Below are 21365 nucleotides of genomic sequence, written 5' to 3' on the forward strand. Positions count from 1 at the left end.
GCCGTCTGCCATCTGTCAAGGAAAGGACAAATGTCATTTATAAAACGACATGCTTATTTTTGATTGTGGCAGAGATCGGCAGAAATGCTTTCCAAATCCTTTTGCTTGCTTTCCACTCCCAACGAAAAGACGATGCAGGAAACGGCAACAAAGACTGCGGCGAACAGATAAAACACCGTCGTCATCTGTGCTCCTGCCGCAATCATCTCGCCAACCAGGAGAGGCGCCGTCATACCGCCGATGCGGCCGAATCCGGCGGCCCAGCCGCTGCCGAGAGCGCGTATTCGTGTCGGATATAATTCAGGCGTATAGGCATAGATAACGCCCCAGGCGCCGAGATTGAAAAAAGACATGACTGCGCCCCATCCCATCAGAGCGACAGCCGTCGCGGCATGACCGAAAAAATATCCGGCAACGCCGCTTCCTAAAAGAAACAAGGCCAGCGTATACCGACGACCAATAAAATCAACAAGCCAGGCAGCCGCATAATATCCCGGTAATTGCGCCAAAGTCATGACCAATACGTAGGAAAAGGTCTTGACGACAGTAAAGCCTTGCTGGTACACCAAGGACGGCAGCCACATGAAAATGCCGTAGTAACTGAAAACGATGCCGAACCAGGCCAACCATAACATACAGGTACGGCGGCGAAACTGCCGTGACCAGAGCAGGGAAAAGGACGCTTCCTCAGGCTCATAGGCGGCTTCCGCCGCAAACGGCTGAGACGGTACCTGAAGACGTGTTTCCAATTCCCGAACAATCGTCTTCGCCTTTTCAAAATCACCTTTTTTCAGCAAATAACGCACCGACTCCGGCATATGAATGCGGATCACGAAGGTATAGAGAGCAGGTAAAGCCCCCAAGGCAAACGCCCAGCGCCACCCATAAAGAGGAATGAAAAAATAGGCAATGAGCGCCGCGGCGATCCAGCCGACGGCCCAAAAGCTTTCCAGAAGGACCAGAAAACGTCCCCGAACCCGTGCCGGTGAATATTCCGTAATCAACGTTGCCGCTACAGGCAGTTCTCCTCCCAGCCCGAAGCCGACGAGAAAACGGAAAAGTAAAAGCGTTTCGTAATTCCAGGCCAGCGCGCAAAGGCCGGTAGCCACGCTATACAACAGAATTGTCGCCGTAAATATCTGTTTCCGCCCGAAGCGGTCGGCCATTGTTCCGGCCACAACGGCACCGAGAGCCATACCGATGAGCCCGATGCTGCCAATAAATCCCATTTGTGCCGGCGCCAGCTGCCAATCCTTGGCCAGAACCGGCAGGACAAACGCGATCAGCCCCGTGTCCATGGAATCAAAAAGCCACCCCAGGCCGGCAACAGTCAGCAGTTTGTAATGAAACGTACCAACAGGCAAAGCTTCCAATCGTTCTAAAATCATACGTTCATCTCCCTATATATACATCTGTCATGACAACTGTAAACAATACAAATTATAGCAGAAAAAACAAAAAAAGCAACAGGAATTCCTGTTGCTTTACTTCCCGTTGCCCGTCAATCCTCATATAAGACACCGCTTCGGCGCAGAGCCGCTTCAATGGCGCGCAACTCTCCTTCCGTAGCGGCCTCGACCAAATGGGTATGAATACCGCCGCTGATCTTGCTGAGCAGTTCGGCGTTGGCCTCGGCCATGCGCTGCAAATATGCGTTAACGTCGCGCCGTGAACGAAGATGCAGGCTGCCTTCCAAATTACCGTACACATCATGCTCAATGACAACATTATGAACGATACCGCCGTTGTCGACAATGGCTTCTAATTCCTGCCTCATTTTGTCGGCGCCATGACAGCAGACAAAAACGCGCCGGACGCGGCCATGTGCCGACGTCAGCATCTGATATCCGCGCGGTGTGGAAATGATCGGCACTCCTTGCGCACGCAGAACGGCGACATCGCCGACGATAATCTGGCGGCTGACCTGACACTGCCGGGATAAAGCCGTTCCCGTCAACGCGTTGGGCGAAGACGACAAAAGCCTGACGATTTCCTGCCGGCGTTCCTCTCCATCCATTTCACTCGTCTCCTTCCATTTCAACCAATTCGTGATACAACGAAATCTCTTCCCAAGAGGCCCTAAAAAAAGACGCTATGCCGCATCCCCATAAAAGTCCGGTAAAAAATCCGGTAACGGTGCCAAGACCGATCTGGATAAGCCACGACAACAGATACAGAGGATAATAAAAAGCAAATACCTGAATGGCAATAAAAAAGAAAAGCCAACTTGCATAAAAAAGCGGCGCCCCCTTCAAAGGCGGGCATTGCAATTTTCCGATATCGGCAAAATAACGAAAATGCGGTAATTTATCGCGATGATAAAAGGAAACTGCGCCACCGATCAACACGCCGAGAAGAAACCACAAAAGCGTCATAAATAAAGCCTGGGCATAATAACAAATAATCGCTGCAGCCCAAAGTAAATACATAACGTGAGCAGAAAAAAAAGTCCACACGGAGCAGATGCACCGCCGGCGAAACCGGCATACATACAGGAACAAAACGACGGCTGCCGTAATTTGGAATCCTGTAAACAAGGTATATAACTGGATCAATGCTCCTCTCCCCTTCCGGCGGCAACTGATGATACCAGTATCTTATCACATTTTCCTGCAAGAGGCATACAAAACCGGACAAAAAAAGAGTCTGCCGTATACTTTACCTACGGCAGACTCTGCTGCAATACCTGTTTATAACGCGGAAAAATCGATTGTGGCAAAAAGATCATCAACGGTTTCCGCACGGCGAATCTGCGTCACCGTACCATCCTCATGAAGCAACAGTTCTGCCGAACGGAGCTTGCCGTTATAATTAAATCCCATCGAATGACCGTGCGCCCCGGTATCGTGAATAGCCAGGATATCACCGTCTTCGATTTTCGGCAACTTACGGTCAATTGCAAATTTATCGCAATTTTCGCAAAGCGATCCGGTAACGTCATAAACATGATCGAGAGGCGCTTCTTCTTTTCCCATAACCGTCAGATGATGGTAAGAACCGTACATGCCGGGACGCATTAAGTTGGCCATAGAAGCGTCGACGCCGATATATTCTTTCCAAATATGCTTATGGTGAATCGCCGTCGTCACCAAATACCCGTAAGGCCCCGTAATAGCGCGGCCGCATTCGAAGGAAATGCGCGTTCGGTGAAGTCCGACAGGCTCCATAATCTCTTCAAAATACCGCCGAATACCGGCGCTGAGTTCAGCGTAATCGACAAAGTTTTCTTCCGGACGATACGGCAGTCCGATACCGCCGCCGAAATCGAGGAATTCAATATCGATGCCCAAAGTGTGATGAACTTCGGCAGCTAATTCAAACATCATTTTGGCCGTATGAATCAGGCCGCCGGCATTGAGTTCATTGGACACGACCATCGTATGCAGGCCGAAATGCTTTACGCCTTTCGTCTGAAGAATCGTGAGAGCTTCAAAGATTTGCTCCCGCGTCATACCGTATTTAGCCTCTTCCGGCACACCGATAATATCATTGCCGCCCTGCAACAACGGGCCGGGATTATAGCGGACACACATCCATTCCGGCAACGGCCCGTTTTCTTCCAAGTAATCAATCAGCGAAATATCATCTAAATTGATCAACGCCCCCATTTCCAATGCCTTTTGATACTCTTCGTACGGCGTATCATTTGATGAAAAAACGATATCTCTGCCGCCGATACCGACCTTTTCACAAAGAATCAATTCCGGCAAAGAACTGCAGTCCGCACCTACGCCTTCATTTTGGAGCAGGCGCATGATATACGGATTCGGCGTCGCCTTGATAGCAAAATATTCTTTGAAGTCATACGCCCAAGAAAAAGCATTGATCAGCTTACGGACATTATCAATAATCGCTTTTTCATCGTAAATATGAAAAGGCGTCGGATATTGCTTTATAATCTCGCGAATCTGCGTTTCCGTAAAAGGCACTTTCTTTTCATTCATGACAACGATTCCATCCTTTCTGCAAAACCTGCAACTCTTTCCCTTATATCCATCCATTCTTGTCTCTTTTTCACGTTTATTATATAATAGTGCAAGGTAATTTGTAAAATAGATTATATCAATAAGATTGATTTGATATTCGAATGACTAGGTATGTGCCATGGATACAATCACGCTGCGCACCTTTATTACGCTGGCGCAGATCAAAAATTTTACCAAAACAGCCCAACAACTTTTCGTTGCCCAATCGACAGTTACAAATCGGATCCGCGATCTGGAATCGGAACTGGGTACGGCCTTATTCACGCGCAACCACAAACAAGTAGAACTGACGAGAGAAGGAAACACATTCCTCGACTACGCGCAACGCTTTGTCGAATTGGAAATAAAGGCCCTGCAGGAATTACAGTTGGCACCTGCCTATACGCGGCAGATTCGTCTGGGAACGACCAATACGATCTATGAATGTCACTTGCAAAAGAAATTGCTTGCCTATTTGACGGCAAAACCGCCTGTCTCTGTTGAAATTACGATCAGTCATACGAAGGAAATGTTGGAAATGCTGCAAAGCGGTCTTCTTGACGCCGTTTTTTCTTTCACGTCTCTATACAAAGAAGGCTTTATCTGTCGCCCCTATCACTGTGACACGATGCACCTTGTCTGCGCCGCCGCCAATGATGAATACAGAAACGGCATTTACCAGCGCGATCTGCAGACAATCGATTACTTATTCTGCAATTTCGCCCTGCAAGGCGTCGGCCTTTACATTCGCGACCTTTTCCCCAAACATCATCGTTTTCCCATGGAAATAGACAACAGTACGAAGCTGCCTCAATACGTTGCCGCCGGCCTTGGCTATACCTTTCTGCCGGAAAGCTTGATTGAAGAAGAACTCATTCAGCGCCGCCTTCGTTCAATTCCCCTGCTTGATTTTGCGCCGCCTCAAGTCGACAGCTACTACATTACGCGCAATCCAAATACGGTACCGCAAAAACTGGAGCAAGCCCTTTTGCTATAAGCATGACCGGATCGTGCTATGAACACAGGCGGTATTCACACGGTACAGAGAGATATCTCTATCAGCAGCAAAAAGAACAGCAGGCAAAATTCTTTGTGCCTGCCGTTCTCACGGCAACCTTGAAAATAAAGGGGGCCTAATTCTTTTCGGACCTTTCCAGCCCGTAGACTTTTTGATAATGAAGAAGCTTTTTCAAACTGATTTTAGAGCCGCCGCAGGCTTCTACAACAATATTTTTATATGGCTTCAACAGCGGTAAGTTATCATACACGACAGACAAAGAAGCGCCGCAAGCCGGTTCCACCAAGGTACGGCACTCATCGGCAAAGCGAAGGCAGGCCCGCACCGCGGCGGCGTCACTGACAATACAAGGGACAACCCGATATTGCAGCGCATAATCCAAAGCCTGTTGGGCCACTTTCTGCGCGCTGAGACTGGTCGCCACCGAATGAATGCCGTTAAGCGCTACCAAATGACCTGCCTTGACTGCGGCGGCTAAGGACGCTGTTCCTTCTGTTTCCACTGCAATAACAACCGTGTCTGTCCAACCATTGCGAATCAGCCCTTCCATGACGCCGCAGAATAAACCGCCGCCCCCTACGGAAAGGATAATACAGTCAGGCTGGCTGTCACATTGTTCTTTTAATTCATCGACGAGTGTTGCGTGTCCTTGCCAAAGAAGAGGATGATCGAAAGGCGGGATATAAGCGCCCTGTCGATTTGCCAAAAGTTCCCGCGCATGGGCATCGGCTTCATCCCAGACGTCACCATAAACAATGGCTTCCGCTCCCTGTGCACGCAGCAGTGCAACAGTCTCCTGATCCGTCGATTGCGGCACGACGACAGTAACCGGTATCCCTAACTTATGACCGACATAGGCTGCGGAGAGACCGGCGTTGCCTCCCGATGAAGAAATGAGACAAGCCGCTCCGTCAGCTACAGCCTGCCTGCACAGTCGTTCCATACCGCGCAGTTTAAACGATCCCGACGGCTGCCAGGCATCCATTTTTACCGCCACCTTGCGGCCCTGTGCATGTTCACTGCATAATTCAATTAGCGGTGTCTGCGAATACAATTGCATGCCACTCACGCTCCTTTGCTGGAATACTTGGGCTATTTATTGTATACTAAGACTATAATTTCATTATATCGAAATTTCTATATAATGAAATTATTTCCTTTATAACGGAATTATAGTCTATTATTCTTGTTTTGGCAAGTGCCATATGTGAGGTGTTTTATGGATACTATTAGTGAAAATATTGGGAGTAATCTCAAATTTATCCGCAAACAGCGAAACCTGACTTTAGAATCGCTTTCAGCGGCATCCGGTGTCAGCAAAAGCATGATAAGCGAAATTGAACGGGGTATCAGAAATCCTTCAATTTCGATATTGTGGAATTTAGCAAATACGTTGAAGACACCGCTGAATTTTTTCTTAAAACCGCAAGGAACGCAAGGGGCCGTCATTTATCGACCTGCCGCGACATCTGTCGGCGATGATGAGACAGGCTGCATTTATCATCCGCTCATGGAATTTGACGAGTCTAAAGGGATTGAATTATATACCTGTACTTATCAGCCAGGCGGCTGTACAGCCAAACAGGTCCATTATGCCGGTGTCGAAGAGTATGCCTTTATTGCATCAGGCAACATCACGCTGCACCTTCCCGATGAAAATCTGACGGCAGCGGCCGGTGAAGTTCTCCACTTTCCCGGCGATAAACCGCATTGGTATTCCAACGACAGCCTGGACACAGCCGCTGTCTTCGTAATGATGTATTACCCCAAACTTTGACAGTACCCCGTCCGGGAAAAAAACTGCCGCTTGATTGCAATGCCGCCTTACATGCAAAAAAGGTCTTGCCTTAAAGGCAAGACCTTTTTATTCTGTCTCTTACTGTGCTTTGGCTACGTCTACCAATTTTGCAAACCCGGCTGCATCATTGACAGCGAGATCGGCGAGCATTTTACGGTTAACGATAACACCGGCCTTCGTGAGACCGCAGATAAACCGACTGTAACTCATACCGTTGGCACGGGACGCGGCATTGATACGGGCAATCCACAATTTGCGGAATTCACGTTTTTTCGTGCGACGATCACGACGAGCATAGAAAAGCGCCTTCATGACACTTTCGTTTGCTTTTTTGAAGAGACGGCTGCGCGTACCGCGATAGCCTTTAGCCATTTTCAAGATTTTTTTATGACGAGCGTGTGCTGTAACACCGACTTTAATTCTAGCCATTATATGATTCCTCCCAATTTACAATTGCAAACTACGACAGCTTATGCGTACGGGCACATTTTACGAACGGCATCAAGATTGGTTTTGGCCACTAATGCCGCTTTACGTAAGTTCCGTTTCCGTTTTTGAGATTTCTTTTCCAAGATATGACTCTTATAAGCCTTCGCACGTTTGAATTTACCGGTTCCCGTCAAGGAAAAACGTTTTGCCGCAGCGCGGCGGGTTTTTAATTTCCGCATGATACAATATCCTCCTCTTACTTCACCTTATTGACAGCCATAACCATCGTCATGTTTCTGCCCTCTATTTTCGGCTCTTTTTCTACGTGTGCAAGTTCTTTCAGTTCATCAGCGAAACGAATCAGCAAATTTCTGCCCAATTCAGGATGGCTCATTTCACGGCCGCGGAACATGATCGTCACCTTGACCTTGCTGCCTTCACCTAAAAACTTTTCTGCAGCCTTCTTTTTGACGTTGAAATCATGGTCTTCAATGTTGGGCCGTAATTTGACTTCTTTCAACGTCAGCACTTTTTGTTTCTTCTTAGCCTCTTTTTCGCGTTTCTGCTGTTCGTAGCGATACTTGCCATAATCCATAATACGACAGACAGGCGGTTTGGCATTCGTAGCAACTTCAACCAAATCCAACCGGCGTTCTTCAGCGATCTGCAGAGCTGAACGAAGCGACATGACGCCAAGCTGTTCGTTCGTATCACTTACTACGCGGACTTCACGGGCTCTGATTTGTTCGTTAATACGCTGTTCCTTACTAATCGTCTTTCACCTCCATAAAAAAAGAACGGACAGCATGGGCTATCCGCTCTTACCGTACAACATAAACCCTAGTAACGTAACGTCGTGTAAGGTGAGAAGCGGATAGCCTCTGCTTGATTTTAGCGAATTCATTTTATCAAATATATACGCACGCTGTCAAGAAAAATATTCTAATCTCATCGTTTGCGAAGCACGAAGCGGTAATCTTGTTCCGCCTTCGGATATTTATTCCTGTCAATTTCGCCCATAAACTCTTTCAGCGGCCTGGCATAGGTCTTCCGATTTCCGTCCAGCGCTTTGTAAATAACGAATTGAGCACCCGTTTCCGTATGTTCGGCCAAGGTGATGATCTGGTACGTACCTCCCTTGAAATGAAGCCAAATTTCCTTTTCTTGCGGTAAATCTCTCATGCGTTCCTCCTTTTGTCCGACTTGCCAACTATGCCCTACATTGTAGCACACCGAGACTAAAAAGTCGTCATTTCGACAAATATTTTTTCCGCATACGTATCCGTCATGCCGGCGATGTAATCAATACAGGCAATTCGGTAATCGCGCTCCGTCGAGCTGATGCGATAGAGCACGGCATTGCCGAAATCGTTGCCGAATTTATCGTGTAGCGCCGTTTTCCTGCCGACGTCGGACAACTTGTACATCCGTTCCAGAAAATGACGTCCCAGCGTCGGGTAATCGTGCTGCAGAAGGCGAAGATTGTCTAAGGTTCCGTCGCCGGCATAGCATTCTTTTAAAAGAGAGTAAATTGATTCCAATATCAGACGAGCGTAAGCATGGTAATTTTCCAACCGTTTGCTGCGATAAATATGCCGGTAATTAAATTTCATGACTGTATCCATAAGTTGCAAATGTGACGCCGACAAGACCAACCCTTTTTCCGGCGTGCTTTCGCGGCAAATATCCGTTACCAGCGGATACATAATGGCTGTATTCGTAACCGATTGGAGATTCATCCGCAGATGACTGTTCAATTGCCGCAACAGCTCCTTCAGCGGCTGCCCGTCCTCTTTAAGGATGTGCAACCTGACGGCGTCCTCAATATCTCTGCCAAGATAAGCGATCTTATCGGCAATTTTGACGACACAGCCTTCCCAGGTGTACGGTTCATACTCATTAGGGCGACGGATCACGTCCAGATCAAGGGCTTCCCGTCGCGGCCGCAGTACGGTTTGCCGCACTTCGCCGCAATGACTGATAATGCCGTCACGAACGGCATACGTCAACATCAGATTGCTAGTTCTGCCGGCAGGATCCAACAAGGTCTCAATGGAATCGACTACACGCAACCCCTGCCGTTCATGCCAGAACGTTTCCCCCAATTCCTTCTTACTGATTTCCCGCAACACCCGTTCTCCCAAATGCCCGAAAGGGGAATGCCCCAAATCATGGCCCTGCGCGATCGCCCCGATCAACTCCGTGTTCAGTCCCAAGAACTGCCCGATCGTGCTGCTGACGGAGTTCACTTGGTTAACGTGATCGATGCGCGTCGAAATGTGATCATTCTTCGTCGTGAAAAAAACCTGTGTTTTGTGTTTCAGCCGACTGTATGCCGTCGAATGAATAATCCGCGTGTAGTCCCGTCCGAACTCGGTACGAAAATCACCTTCACGCCGATAAAGACGCCCTTTTCTGGCGACTGCCTGTCGCCAATGAGGATGTTGCTCATCCATCCGCACACTCGCAAAAGACCCTTTCATCGTTCCTCCTTTATGTGGATTTTTTCCGCTTGTAATAGTGATAAATTCCGTAAGCCACGGCAATCCCCATCACGAGAACCAGTAAACGTCCGCCATGCTGTTGTATATGAATCAAGTCATGCCCCAACCAAACTTCAATGACGACGGCAGGCAATTTACCGACAAAAGTCGCCGCCGTATGGTCACGAAAGCCGATCTTGCTCATCGCTATCAAGGCAGTAAAGAGAACGTTGGGGGAATACGGGATCGCTCTGGCAATAGCGACATTCTTTATCGTACTGTACGAATCAATTTTGCTGAGCATATTGCTCTTTTCAATCAAGCGCTGCGCGTAGCCGCGCAAAACGGTTCGCATGATCAGAAACCCCGCTTCATTGCCCAGAAACTCGCCGATCCATGAAATAATGATGCCGGGAATTAACCCGAACATGATGCCGTTGACAATGAGAAAAGGCAATGACGGCAGGCCGGTCATGTTGGTCAAAACGATCATGAAAATACTGATAGCCATCGCACCGTAGCCGAAGGAGCCGATATAGCCGATCAGACCGCGAATATTTCCGCTCGTCGTCAATACCACCAAGTTGTGATAAAAATCGGGAATAAAAAAATGAACGGCCACAAAGATCAGCAAGAGAATGATGCAAACGGCAATTTGCAACCATCGGTTCGACTCAATAATCGGTTTCCGTTTCATGATTCGTACCCCTTTAACTGACGCAACGCCTTCCGGACTTCAGCAACGGCGATCTGTTTCGCTTCTTTTTCGGCAATGTCGACATGGAGCCGCTGTTTTGCTTCCTTCTTGATGCGCCCGTACAATCCTTTGGGGAACTCCGGATACGTAGTTGTAATACCGCGCGGAAAAACAGCCTCCCGTTCCAGGATATACCCTTCAGGGCAATAGCCCGACGGCCTTGGATGTCCGGGATCAAAATATAAAAGGGCAGCATGTTTGCCGCTGCCGCTAACGACGACAAACACATCTACATCACCGATTGTGCGGACTTTATGAAAAAAAAGCCGACCGCCGGTATCGGCTAACCGCAACTTGGATAAATAACTCCATTCTCCAAAGCTCCCGTTAACGGGAATCGGATTGGTCGGGACCTTGCCAAATTCGCCGCTACCACCTATTTCATCGCAGTTTCGTCCTTGTAACAAAGCATTTCTGATGTTCTCCGGCAACAATTGGTTTTGCTCTTCCGGCGAATTAAAAAGCCGATAAGCGCGATTATAAATCTTATCGCTTCCCGATTCGGCCGGTTTATTCTGATAAAAGGCATCTAAAAACCCCATTTCTTTCTCCTTTTCAATCTTTATTTAAGCTTTTATTTATTATATGATGTTCCCTTCCGGCTGTCGAGGGAAGGCCCTCCTTTCTGTATCGCTATTCTTCTTAAACAATTAAAGTTTTGAATATTTTTAGAAAATTTATACATATTTTATATTTTTCAATCTTTTTTTATTCCGCCTTTTTCAGTTAAAACACCGACATTTATCTGTCCTGTAACTTAATTTGGCATAACCGGAAAAACAACAATTGCATTTACATCATTTTGAGTGTGTATTAATGCCTAAGATGCCTATTGTATTTTTTATGGCTAGTGCTATTATAATTCCAGATAGATTAAACGTTTTAAATTTTGTTTTATCTATCTGTTTACTATAAATCATACGTATCCCGAATTTGGATTACGAAGAGGTGACCATACAATGACACAGTTAAATGAAAACGTAAAATTAGTTATATCACTCGGAATCTTAATGAGTTATAGTTTTGTTGTCAATATGCTATAAAGTAATTAAGCTTATGAATATTCATTTAATTGCATTTACAGACAGAAAGGAGCTTTCCCTATGAGCGGTTTAAACGAAAATTTCAAGTTGATTATTTCCCTCGGCATTCTGATGAGCTACAGCTTCATCGTTAATATGTTCTAAGTGGAAAATGGCATGGCAAAAGCAGCAGTCCTACTCTTATCGATATCGAGATTTTTATGAGTCATATCTTCGATAAAAGGAACTGCTGCTTTTATTTTTCCCTTTTTCGGCCAGTCTAAATTTAAGCATTCTTTTTACGCCTTGCATTTTATTATCCAATGACTAATCAGCATAGGAATATCTCCTTTTTCCTCTTGCTTTTCTTTGTGAAAAAATATACTATAATGTATGTAGAGATTGTGAAATTTGGAACTCATATTTTACAGCAGTTGCTGAATTTATGACGTTACCGGATTATCCGATCATATTCATGTTTGAAACAGCAGATTCATCTACTGTATGAAAAAGTATACCTAATTTATTTTCGCATTCAGAAAGGGTGGTTATGAGATGAAAGAAGTAGTAATCGTAAGCGCTTGCCGTACAGCTGTTGGTAAATATGGCGGAGCTTTCAAAGACGTTCCTGCCGTAGATCTCGGCGCTGTCGTTATTGAAGAAGCAATCAAACGGGCCGGTATCCAGAAGGAAGCCGTTGAAGAAGTCGTAATGGGCAATGTTCTCCAGGCAGGTCTCGGACAGAATCCTGCTCGTCAGGCAATGATCAAAGCCGGTCTTTCCATCGAAACCCCGGCCATGACAATTAACAAAGTTTGCGGATCCGGTCTTCGTTGCGTATCGTTGGCAGCACAGATGATCAAAGCCGGTGACGCTGATATTATCGTAGCAGGCGGCATGGAAAACATGTCGATGGCTCCGTATCTCGTACAAAAAGCTCGTTGGGGCTATCGTATGGGCGACAGCAAATTCGTTGATGAAATGATTAAAGACGGCTTATGGGACGCTTTCAATCAATATCACATGGGTATGACGGCAGAAAACGTTGCCGAACGCTTTAATGTAACCCGCGAAGATCAAGATGCTTTGGGCTGCCGTTCGCAGGTCAGAGCTTGTGAAGCCATTAAGAGCGGCGCATTCAAAACGCAGATCGTTCCCGTCGTCATTCACGGCAAAAAAGGCGACATTATCGTTGATACGGACGAATTCCCTCGCGAAGGCACAACAGTCGAAGGTCTCGCCAAATTAAAACCGGCATTCAAAAAAGACGGCGGCACGGTTACGGCAGGTAACGCTTCCGGCATCAACGACGGCGCTGCCGCATTTGTCGTCATGTCTGCTGACAAAGCCAAAGAACTCGGCATTAAGCCGCTTGCCAAAATCGTAAGCTACGCTTCTGCCGGCGTTGATCCCGCTATCATGGGTACAGGCCCCGTTCCGTCTTCCCGCAAAGCCCTTGAAAAAGCCGGCCTGACAGGCGACAAACTCGATCTTATCGAAGCAAACGAAGCCTTTGCAGCACAGGCTGTATATTGCTGCCGTGAGCTCGGTCTTGACATGAATAAAGTCAACATCCATGGCGGTGCTATTGCGATCGGACACCCGATCGGTGCATCTGGCGCCCGTATTCTCGTTACACTTCTCTACGGTCTCCAGGAAGTTGACGGCACTTATGGTTTGGCTACACTCTGCATCGGCGGCGGCCAGGGTACGGCTTGCATCGTCGAACGGATCAAATAAGGTTCTTTCACACAGGGAATCAAAAAAAGAAAGACAGGACATGATGTCCTGTCTTTCTTTTTTACCTGCATACATACTTTTTGAATGCCATATTTACGTTTCCGCCATCCCCGCTTTCGACCTATTTATGCCGCTCTGTCGACTGCCCGCCGCGCTATACACTCTCGCTTCCCATGACGTAGCCAGGCGTTTATCGGCAATACAGACGTTCCTACTCTCCTGATGATCGCCTCCAGACAGAGGCAGTCTGTGATCCCGGAAAATGGTTATCCCCTCTTTATAGGCCCCTTTGCTCGGATCCCGACAATAGACGGCTTACCATCGTCCGGCGCCATAACGCTTGCCCTCCCCGTTTACTACGCTCCTTACCGGGCACGTTACCGGGAACACCGACGACAGGTTCTGTATCAACAGATTCCATATCGTTAATACGAACCGGCGTGACTTCCGGCTTCCATGATTAAAAACTCTCATATCGCTTTAAACGGCGGACCATCCCATGAAATCCGATATACGCGATCCCGTTCCTGATAGCAAGGCTTATTCCAGCAAAAAAAGAGGACTCCATATGGAGTCCTCTTTTTCAAGCATATCGCTTTGATTCTTAGCCTTCAAAACCGCTCTGGAAACGTACATATGTCTGACGGCGGGCTTTAGCGTCGGCTTCAGTCTTTTCATAAAGAGACTGTGCCATATCGGGGAACGCCTTTGCCAAGGAAGCATAACGAACTTCTCCCTGGAGGAATTCCTGGAACTTCGTGTAGTCCGGTTCTTTCGAATCGAGACTGAACGGATTCTTGCCTTGAGCTGCCAGATCCGGATTGTACCGGAAAAGATCCCAGTAACCGCAGGATACGGCGAGCTTTTCTTCTTCCTGGCTCTTGCCCATGCCCTTGCGGATACCGTGGTTAATGCAAGGAGCGTAGCAAATAACGAGAGACGGGCCATGATATGCTTCAGCTTCGTTGATTGCTTTCATGAGCTGATTCTTATCGGCTCCCATGGATACCTGAGCCACATAGACATATCCGTAGGAAATAGCCATCATCCCGAGGTCCTTCTTCTTCGTCCGCTTGCCGGATGCGGCGAACTGCGCGATAGCAGCCGTCGGCGTAGCCTTGGAAGACTGGCCGCCCGTATTGGAATATACTTCCGTATCGAGAACAAGGACATTGATGTCCTGATCAGAAGCGAGGACATGATCGACGCCGCCGTAACCGATATCGTAGGACCAGCCGTCACCGCCGATGATCCAGTGGGAACGTTTTACGAGGAACTGTTTCTTTTCGAGGAATTCTTCGAGGATTGCCTTGCCTGCAGCTTCGGCCTTCAGGAGAGCTTCCACTTTATCAGCGCGTTCACGGCTCCCTTCGCCTTCCATGAGGTTGGCAGCCCAGTCGCTGAGAGCAGCCTGAAGTTCCGGAGAAGCAACAGCTTTGGCTTCTTCAACTTTAGCAGCCATATCCTGACGAACCTTATCTACACCGATGAACATGCCGAGACCGAATTCAGCAGCATCTTCGAAAAGGCTGTTCGCCCAGGAAGGACCATGACCTGCGGCATTAGTCGTATACGGAGCAACCGGAGCGGATGCACCCCAAATGGAGGAGCAGCCCGTTGCATTGGCAATCATCATGCGATCGCCGAAGAGTTGCGTAACGAGTTTGACATACGGTGTTTCGCCGCAACCGGCGCAAGCGCCGGAGAATTCGAGGAGAGGCGTTTCGAACTGAGAACCGATAACGGTCTTCTTGTTCTGCGGATTAGCTTTCGGCATTACCGTTTCCGTGCCATAGTACCAAAGATCCATCTTAGCGCGTTCTTCGTCCGTATTCGGTACCATCGTCAACGCCTTGACAGGGCAAACATTTACACAACTGCCGCATTCGAGACAGTCAAGCTGGTCAACGACAATGGCGAAATCATATTCTTTGCCAGATTTTGCTTTCGGAGCAACTTTATACCCTGCCGGAGCTGCAGCCGTTTCTTCTTTTGTCGTCAAAACAGGGCGAATGGTAGCATGAGGACATACAAAAGAGCACTGCGTACAACCGATACATTTTTCGCTGTCCCAAGCCGGTACATGCAGAGCCGGACCGGCTTTTTCAAATTTAGAAGTGCCCGACGGCATCGTACCGTCTTCACGACCTACGAAGTCGGATACTTTCAAATCATCGCCGATCTGACCGAGAACGGGCGCTGCAACATTTTCAAAATATTCGCTCGTCGGACGGCCCGCTACCACTTCATCAACAGCATCAGCCCAAGAAGCAGGATACTGTACTTCATGGAATTCACCGACACCGGCATCAACGGCAGCCCAGTTCATGTCAACGACCTTCTGCCCCTTCTTGCCATAGCTCTTGACAATGGAGTCTTTCAAATATTTAACGGCATCTTCGAGAGGAATAACCTTTGCCAAGGCAAAGAAAGCAGCCTGCATAACCATGTTGATACGCGTGCCGAGGCCGAGTTTCTGGCCGATGGCATCACCGTTCAGCGTGTAGAACTTAACGTGATTCTTAGCGATATCGCGTTTAATCTTTGCAGGAAGTTCTTTTTCCAATTCTTCGTCCGTCCAGGTACAGTTCAGCATAAACGTACCGCCGTCTTTAACGCCGCGGAGCAAATCGAAGCGACGTACATAAGATTGACGGTGGCAGGCAATGTAGTCGGCTGCGTCAATCAGATACGGCATTTCAATCGGCTGTGTCCCGAACCGCAGGTGAGAAATCGTGACACCGCCGGATTTCTTGGAATCATAGGCAAAATATGCCTGAGCATACATGTCCGTGTGGTCGCCGATGATCTTGATGGCCGATTTATTGGCGCCAACAGTACCGTCGGAGCCGAATCCCCAGAATTTGCAAGATGTCAGGCCCGTCAGATCCATCGGCATCTTCGGTGCCCGTGCCAGGGAAAGATTCGTAACGTCATCAACGATACCGATCGTAAAGCCGTTAAGAGAATGTTCTTTATTGAGTTCTTCAAAGACGGGGAGAATATCTTCAGGAACAACGTCTTTGGAGCCGAGACCGGCACGGCCGCCAATCAAATCAATGGCCAGACCGCTTTCCTTGACATAATCGACGATGTCCAAATAAAGGGGTTCACCGAGAGAACCCGGTTCTTTCGTACGGTCGATAACGGCGATCTTTTTAACCGTTTTCGGCAATACGGCGGCCAAATGCTTGGCCGAGAACGGACGATAGAGATGAACGTTGATGGCCCCGACTTTTTCGCCCTGACCGACGAGATACTTGACAGCCTGTTTTACAACGTCCGATAAGGAACCCATGGAAACGATAACGCGTTCCGCATCAGGAGCGCCTACATAATTGAAAGGCTTATATGTACGGCCGGTGATTTCAGAAATCTTATCCATGTATTCTTCAACAATGTCCGGCATCGCTTCGTAGAACTTGTTATTTGCTTCACAATGCTGGAAGTAAATATCCGGGTTTTCAGCAGTGCCGCGAACCTGAGGAGCATCCGGATTCAAGGCGCGCTTGCGGAAATCGTTCAACGCATCCCAATCTACCAAATCGCGATAGTTTTCAAAATCCATGACTTCAACTTTTTGAATTTCATGGGATGTGCGGAAACCGTCAAAGAAGTTGATGAAAGGCAAACGGCCTTTCAGAGCGGCCAAATGAGCAACGCCGGCCAGATCCATTACTTCCTGTACATTGGATTCGGCCAAAAGACAGCATCCCGAAGCGCGAGCGGACATGACGTCCTGGTGATCGCCGAAAATGCTCAACGCATGATTAGCCAAAGCACGAGCAGCTACATGGAAGACACCGGGAAGCAATTCGCCGGCAACTTTATACATATTCGGAATCATCAATAAAAACCCTTGCGAAGCTGTATATGTGGTGGTCATGGCACCGGCCTGCAAAGAACCGTGGAACGCACCTGCCGCACCGGCTTCAGACTGCATTTCAACGACTTTTACGGTGCTGCCGAAAAGGTTTTTCATACCGGCAGCTGCCCAATCATCGACATGTTCAGCCATAGGAGAAGACGGTGTAATCGGGTAAATTGCAGCAACTTCGGTAAATGCATAGGACGCCCATGCAGCCGCTTCATTACCATCCATGGTTTTAAATTTGCTCATAGAAAAAAACACGCTCCTTTATTTGAGTTCAAAATAATTGACAATACGGCGAAACCGTACTGTTCAGACAAAGTTAAAAGTTCATTGTCATCCGCGCATACTGTATACAAAATACATTCCGCATAAGCATACGACACATATGTCTATATGTTACTGCTATCACAACATAAGACAGTTCAGGAAACCTTCAATAAAGTATTGCTCTTATACTAAATATGTAATATTATTATAGTGATATTACATATTCGCAAAACGACACTTTTATTTTTAGCTCCGGACCAGTGTATCCGAACGACTTTGTAACTTTCTTCTACTACTTGATTATATTCCTTAAAAAACGGGAATTCAATAGACGTCTCATACCGTTTTCAATATCAATATGTGTCATTTGGTAAACATATACTTTTTCAGTATCTATTATTCCGGGAGGTGGCAATATGGATTTTCATCATCTCAAATATTTCGTAGAGGTTGCCGACAAAAAATCTTTCAGCAAAGCGGCTCGAACGCTGCATATCTCGCAGTCGGCCATCAGTCGTACCATCAAAGCCTTGGAAGAGGAACTGAGTGTCGTCCTCTTTATGCGCAACGCCAAAGCCGTTGAGCTCACCGATGCAGGCGCCATATTTTTAACGCATGCCAAACGTGTCGTCTTTATGTTTGAGCATTTAAAGGTCGACTTCGAAAATGAGTTCAAATTGGAACAAGGTACGATCCTGATCGGCTTGCCGCCGATTACAGGCGCGCCTATTTTCGCCAATCTTCTCGGCGCTTTCAAGCAGGAATATCCGCAAATAGAGTTGGATTTATACGAACACGGTTCCAAGAAAGTAGAAATCAGCGTCCAAGAAGGCCTGATCGATTTAGGGATCGTGTGTACCCAACCAAAGGAAAAAGAATTTGAATCATTCTTTTTAAGCCAGGATCCGATGCACGTTATCATTCATCGAAATAATGTGCTCAGCAAAGAAAAGACGATTCCGTTGAAAAAGTTGGCCAATGAATCGCTGGTCTTGTATCGAGATGACTTTAACCTCCATGACGAGATCATTCAAAACTGCAAAAAAATAGGTTTTCAGCCTAAAATCGTTTTTGAAACGAGTCAGCGCGATCTGATGATTCAAACAGTTGTCGCGGACCTGGGGGTCGCTCTGCTGCCAAGCCGGCTCTGCCCGAATAAGGAAACGTCGCCCCGTATTTATGATTCCGTCGTGGTCCGGCCTTTAGTGGAACCGGAAATCATGCACGTGCTCTATGTCATTTGGAAGCGCGGCCATTACCTTTCTCATGCCGCTCAGCTTTGGCTTGATTTTGTCCGCAACAAAGCCCGCACTATTTCTAATATGTAAACTTTTCAGCGGAAGGATGTTCTCACCTTGTATTCCACGCCTAAAAATATCTTGAATCATATCCTTTCGTTGCTGCAGCAGCGCTGTGCTGATCCGAAAAAGCTCGCCGTACTGTCTTTTTCTCTCCTGGCAGTGATACTTCTCCAACTGCTCTGCATATCGTATCTCATCGTGCAAGTCGTTGAACTGAAAAACCTTTCCCATATCCAGGAATTTCGAATTGCCCAATTGGAACAAGATTATAATAATTACAATAATCTTCTCTACTCCCTGAATGAATCGGTACAGGACATTCAAAAAAAATGGACGGACATCAACTTCAGAGTGTTGCGCAATACTTGGCGATTGGATCCGAGTCAGCCGCAGCCGCCTTCTCAAACGCAGTAATTCGTAGATATGCCCTGCCATGCATATCGGCAACTTCTTCCGCCGGTATACATGACAGGGCATACGTATTTTTGCAGAAAAACCGATGCCATACTGCCGGGCAGTTTTTTCTAACCGTCAACCGAAAAGCGCTCCCTCTATGGGAGAGAAAATAGATTTTTTTAAACGCCTTTCTTAAGTGATCATCTCCGCCTTCGACATCGCTCATCTTGCAAAAGTGATTATCCGTAACGCAGTCAGTTATCAGAACCGAAATATCAGATGATTTTCGCCTGTCCGGTTAAACAAAGAGACAACTGCTGTGCAGTTGTCTCTTTTAATTATAGTTTATATGCTGTTTTCCTTTTCATTTTTCCCGGCTTTTTTCGCCTTATACCGGTCTGTCCATTTCCAACGATTATGGAGCCAGAACCAGTCTTCCGGATACGTCCGTATACGGTTTTCCAGGATCAGGTTCAATTCCTGCGTCAGCGAATACGTGCGTTCTTTTTTTTCTTCTTTCGTGTATTCTTTGTCACATGCGAAAGGATATACAGGCGGCAATACTTCTATGCAATGGTGGTATGGCCGGTCTTCATGAATGAACACCGGCACGACGGGGTAGTTACCCAATACGGCGAATTTCGCAGGTCCGTCAGCAGTGAGCGTATCCTTGCCGAAAAGTTTTACCATAATGCCGGCATAACCAGGGTCCTGATCCATTAAGAGTCCGATATAATAACCGTCCCGCAAAAAGCGGATCATATCTCGAATACCGGTTTTATACGTTACGTGCTGCTTTTGCATCTGCCTGTACTCATTGATAAAGCGATCGGCGCCGGCATTGTTTTGCTCTTGCGCAACAGAAATCAAGCGCAGCCCTTCTGTCGCCATAACGGCGCCCAGGAGCTCCCAATTGCCGGCATGGGAAGCCATAAAGACACCGCCTGCCGGATTTTCGATGAGTGGATCCAGGTATTCTCTGCCCCTGATCTCGACTATTTCACGCAGCTTTTCTCTGCCGCGATACTGCGGAAAGAGCAAGACTTCCACGATCATCGGGCCAAAACGCAGGGCGCTGGCCTTGCCGATCGCCATCGCTTCGTCAGGATCATCTGTAATAGCGCAATCCAGGATCTGCCGCTGCGCCAAGAGCTTCCTCTTCTTGGGAACGAAGGCCCAAAAGAAATGCCCCAGCCAGCGGCCGAATGCATGACTCCAGGAAAGAGGGAGATGACAGAGTAAAAAACTCAGACATTTCATCAATATATACATGAGAGCGTACCTTCTTCAATCCTTTTTTTCCAAAGCTGCCAACCGGGCTTCCAACGCCTTAATCGTCTTTGCCATTTCCGGCAGCCGCTTTAAGTGGACTTGCATCCGGCTCCATTCAATATGAGGACGTGCCGGAAAACCGGCGTTGACCGTATTCGCCTTGATATTGCCGACAATGCCCGATTTACCGGCAAAGACGGCGTTGTCGCCGATGGTAACATGACCGGTACAGCCTGTCTGTCCGGCGAAAATGACATGGTTCCCCGCCTTCGTGCTGCCGGCGATCCCGGTCTGCGCAATGAGAAAACAATCTTCACCGATTTCGACATTATGCCCCAAATGGACGAGATTATCGATTTTTGTACCGCTGCCGATTTTGGTACTCCCCAACGTGGCGTTATCGATCGTCGTACAGGCTCCGATTTCCACATCGTCACCGATAGCTACATTCCCGATCTGAGGAATCCGTGTATGTTTGCCTTCGTTCGTCGCGAACCCGAACCCTTCTCCGCCGATAACGGCATGAGCCCGAATAACGGCCCGTTCGCCGAGAACACTGTTTTCATGAATAACGGCGCCGGGATAAATAGTGGAACCGCTGCCGATCGTTACCTGATCGCCAATAAAGACAAAGGGATATATCGTGCAATCGGCGCCGATCTGTACATTTTTGCCGATAACGGCATAAGCCATTACGGCAGTACCGCTGCCAAGCTGCGTATCTTCGCCGATAACGGCCGTCGGATGAATCCCTTCAACAACGGATTGACGCGGATGAAAAAGCACGAGGAGCTGCGAAAAAGCCAAGCGGGGATTAGCAACGACGATCAGCGTATTGTCGCCGGCAGGCACTTCTTTTTCGACGATAATAACGCCGGCATGAACCTGCGGCAAATATTCCGTATAGGGATCGACGGCAAAGGTGACGTCGCTTACGCCGGCCTCTGCCAGTCCCTTTACATCACTGACTTCCCTGGTTTCATCGCCAACAACGGATCCATTCAGTAATTGTGCCAATTCGCGTACTGTTTTTTTCACGATGT

Annotated in this window: 20 protein-coding genes and 1 other annotated feature; of the genes, 5 read left to right on the plus strand and 15 right to left on the minus strand. The window is 47.7% G+C overall.

The genetic code is table 11. The features are described 5' to 3' along the window. Positions 1 to 53 precede the first annotated feature (53 nt). From HMPREF1250_RS08145 to HMPREF1250_RS08160, 4 genes are all read right to left on the minus strand, one after another. Positions 54 to 1388: an MFS transporter gene (locus tag HMPREF1250_RS08145; RefSeq protein ID WP_023054165.1), complete on the minus strand. Its 1335-nt coding sequence runs from the start codon at positions 1386 to 1388 to the stop codon at positions 54 to 56. A gap of 113 nt (positions 1389 to 1501) precedes the next feature. Further along, positions 1502 to 2017, minus strand: coding sequence for a transcription repressor NadR (locus HMPREF1250_RS08150; RefSeq protein WP_023054160.1), 516 nt, complete (start codon positions 2015 to 2017; stop codon positions 1502 to 1504). 1 nt (position 2018) lies between these two features. Next, the gene (locus HMPREF1250_RS08155; RefSeq protein WP_023054206.1) at positions 2019 to 2555 is read right to left on the minus strand and encodes a hypothetical protein; all 537 of its coding nucleotides are present in this window, start codon (positions 2553 to 2555) and stop codon (positions 2019 to 2021) included. Between the two features lie 135 nt (positions 2556 to 2690). Beyond that, complete coding sequence (locus HMPREF1250_RS08160) at positions 2691 to 3944, minus strand: diaminopimelate decarboxylase family protein (protein WP_071784768.1); 1254 nt, start codon at positions 3942 to 3944, stop codon at positions 2691 to 2693. 160 nt (positions 3945 to 4104) lie between these two features. Between HMPREF1250_RS08160 and HMPREF1250_RS08165 the strand changes: the two genes are divergently transcribed. Continuing rightward, positions 4105 to 4962 (plus strand): LysR family transcriptional regulator, encoded by an 858-nt coding sequence (locus HMPREF1250_RS08165; RefSeq protein WP_023054177.1) that lies wholly within the window; start codon positions 4105 to 4107, stop codon positions 4960 to 4962. A 136-nt stretch (positions 4963 to 5098) separates the two neighbouring features. Here the strand turns inward: HMPREF1250_RS08165 and HMPREF1250_RS08170 are convergent, their stop codons facing one another. Next, positions 5099 to 6043, minus strand: a complete 945-nt coding sequence (locus HMPREF1250_RS08170) for a pyridoxal-phosphate dependent enzyme (RefSeq protein WP_023054154.1) — start codon at positions 6041 to 6043, stop codon at positions 5099 to 5101. Positions 6044 to 6202: 159 nt separating this feature from the next. Between HMPREF1250_RS08170 and HMPREF1250_RS08175 the strand changes: the two genes are divergently transcribed. After that, a complete protein-coding gene (locus tag HMPREF1250_RS08175; protein WP_023054156.1) occupies positions 6203 to 6760 on the plus strand; it encodes a helix-turn-helix domain-containing protein in 558 nt (185 codons plus the stop codon). A gap of 99 nt (positions 6761 to 6859) precedes the next feature. On the opposite strand, the gene rplT is transcribed toward HMPREF1250_RS08175, so the two are convergent. The 7 genes from rplT to HMPREF1250_RS08210 form a co-directional block, all read right to left on the minus strand. Continuing rightward, positions 6860 to 7210 carry a 50S ribosomal protein L20 gene (gene rplT, locus HMPREF1250_RS08180; protein ID WP_023054158.1) on the minus strand — a complete coding sequence of 117 codons (351 nt, stop codon included), beginning with the start codon at positions 7208 to 7210 and terminating at the stop codon, positions 6860 to 6862. Between the two features lie 41 nt (positions 7211 to 7251). Next, positions 7252 to 7449, minus strand: a complete 198-nt coding sequence (gene rpmI, locus HMPREF1250_RS08185) for a 50S ribosomal protein L35 (protein WP_023054202.1) — start codon at positions 7447 to 7449, stop codon at positions 7252 to 7254. Between the two features lie 17 nt (positions 7450 to 7466). Next, the gene (gene infC / locus HMPREF1250_RS08190; RefSeq protein ID WP_036243049.1) at positions 7467 to 7982 is read right to left on the minus strand and encodes a translation initiation factor IF-3; all 516 of its coding nucleotides are present in this window, start codon (positions 7980 to 7982) and stop codon (positions 7467 to 7469) included. A gap of 11 nt (positions 7983 to 7993) precedes the next feature. Continuing rightward, positions 7994 to 8103, minus strand: a sequence feature (ribosomal protein L20 leader region). 55 nt (positions 8104 to 8158) lie between these two features. Then, entirely contained in the window at positions 8159 to 8392 is a 234-nt protein-coding gene (locus tag HMPREF1250_RS08195) for a DUF1653 domain-containing protein (protein WP_023054220.1), read from the minus strand. 56 nt (positions 8393 to 8448) lie between these two features. Further along, positions 8449 to 9693 (minus strand): deoxyguanosinetriphosphate triphosphohydrolase family protein, encoded by a 1245-nt coding sequence (locus HMPREF1250_RS08200; protein ID WP_023054163.1) that lies wholly within the window; start codon positions 9691 to 9693, stop codon positions 8449 to 8451. Positions 9694 to 9703: 10 nt separating this feature from the next. Continuing rightward, positions 9704 to 10390, minus strand: a complete 687-nt coding sequence (locus HMPREF1250_RS08205) for a TVP38/TMEM64 family protein (RefSeq protein WP_023054207.1) — start codon at positions 10388 to 10390, stop codon at positions 9704 to 9706. Further along, positions 10387 to 10992, minus strand: coding sequence for a hypothetical protein (locus HMPREF1250_RS08210; protein WP_023054183.1), 606 nt, complete (start codon positions 10990 to 10992; stop codon positions 10387 to 10389). The genes HMPREF1250_RS08205 and HMPREF1250_RS08210 overlap by 4 nt, the downstream gene beginning before the upstream one ends. A gap of 1035 nt (positions 10993 to 12027) precedes the next feature. On the opposite strand from HMPREF1250_RS08210, the gene HMPREF1250_RS08215 reads away from it, so the two are divergent. Beyond that, positions 12028 to 13212, plus strand: a complete 1185-nt coding sequence (locus HMPREF1250_RS08215) for an acetyl-CoA C-acetyltransferase (RefSeq protein ID WP_023054219.1) — start codon at positions 12028 to 12030, stop codon at positions 13210 to 13212. Positions 13213 to 13816: 604 nt separating this feature from the next. On the opposite strand, the gene nifJ is transcribed toward HMPREF1250_RS08215, so the two are convergent. Further along, positions 13817 to 17332, minus strand: a complete 3516-nt coding sequence (gene nifJ, locus HMPREF1250_RS08220) for a pyruvate:ferredoxin (flavodoxin) oxidoreductase (protein ID WP_023054180.1) — start codon at positions 17330 to 17332, stop codon at positions 13817 to 13819. 437 nt (positions 17333 to 17769) lie between these two features. On the opposite strand from nifJ, the gene HMPREF1250_RS08225 reads away from it, so the two are divergent. After that, the gene (locus tag HMPREF1250_RS08225; RefSeq protein ID WP_023054172.1) at positions 17770 to 18681 is read left to right on the plus strand and encodes a LysR family transcriptional regulator; all 912 of its coding nucleotides are present in this window, start codon (positions 17770 to 17772) and stop codon (positions 18679 to 18681) included. Between the two features lie 27 nt (positions 18682 to 18708). Beyond that, positions 18709 to 19068 carry a hypothetical protein gene (locus tag HMPREF1250_RS10970; RefSeq protein WP_023054170.1) on the plus strand — a complete coding sequence of 120 codons (360 nt, stop codon included), beginning with the start codon at positions 18709 to 18711 and terminating at the stop codon, positions 19066 to 19068. Between the two features lie 327 nt (positions 19069 to 19395). Here HMPREF1250_RS10970 and HMPREF1250_RS08235 read toward each other — a convergent pair whose 3' ends face one another. Further along, complete coding sequence (locus HMPREF1250_RS08235; protein ID WP_023054166.1) at positions 19396 to 20322, minus strand: lysophospholipid acyltransferase family protein; 927 nt, start codon at positions 20320 to 20322, stop codon at positions 19396 to 19398. A gap of 15 nt (positions 20323 to 20337) precedes the next feature. Further along, positions 20338 to 21360 carry a UDP-3-O-(3-hydroxymyristoyl)glucosamine N-acyltransferase gene (gene lpxD, locus HMPREF1250_RS08240; RefSeq protein WP_023054200.1) on the minus strand — a complete coding sequence of 341 codons (1023 nt, stop codon included), beginning with the start codon at positions 21358 to 21360 and terminating at the stop codon, positions 20338 to 20340. Positions 21361 to 21365 lie beyond the last annotated feature (5 nt).

Source organism: Megasphaera vaginalis (ex Srinivasan et al. 2021) (genome assembly GCF_000478965.1).
GTDB lineage: Bacteria > Bacillota > Negativicutes > Veillonellales > Megasphaeraceae > Megasphaera > Megasphaera vaginalis.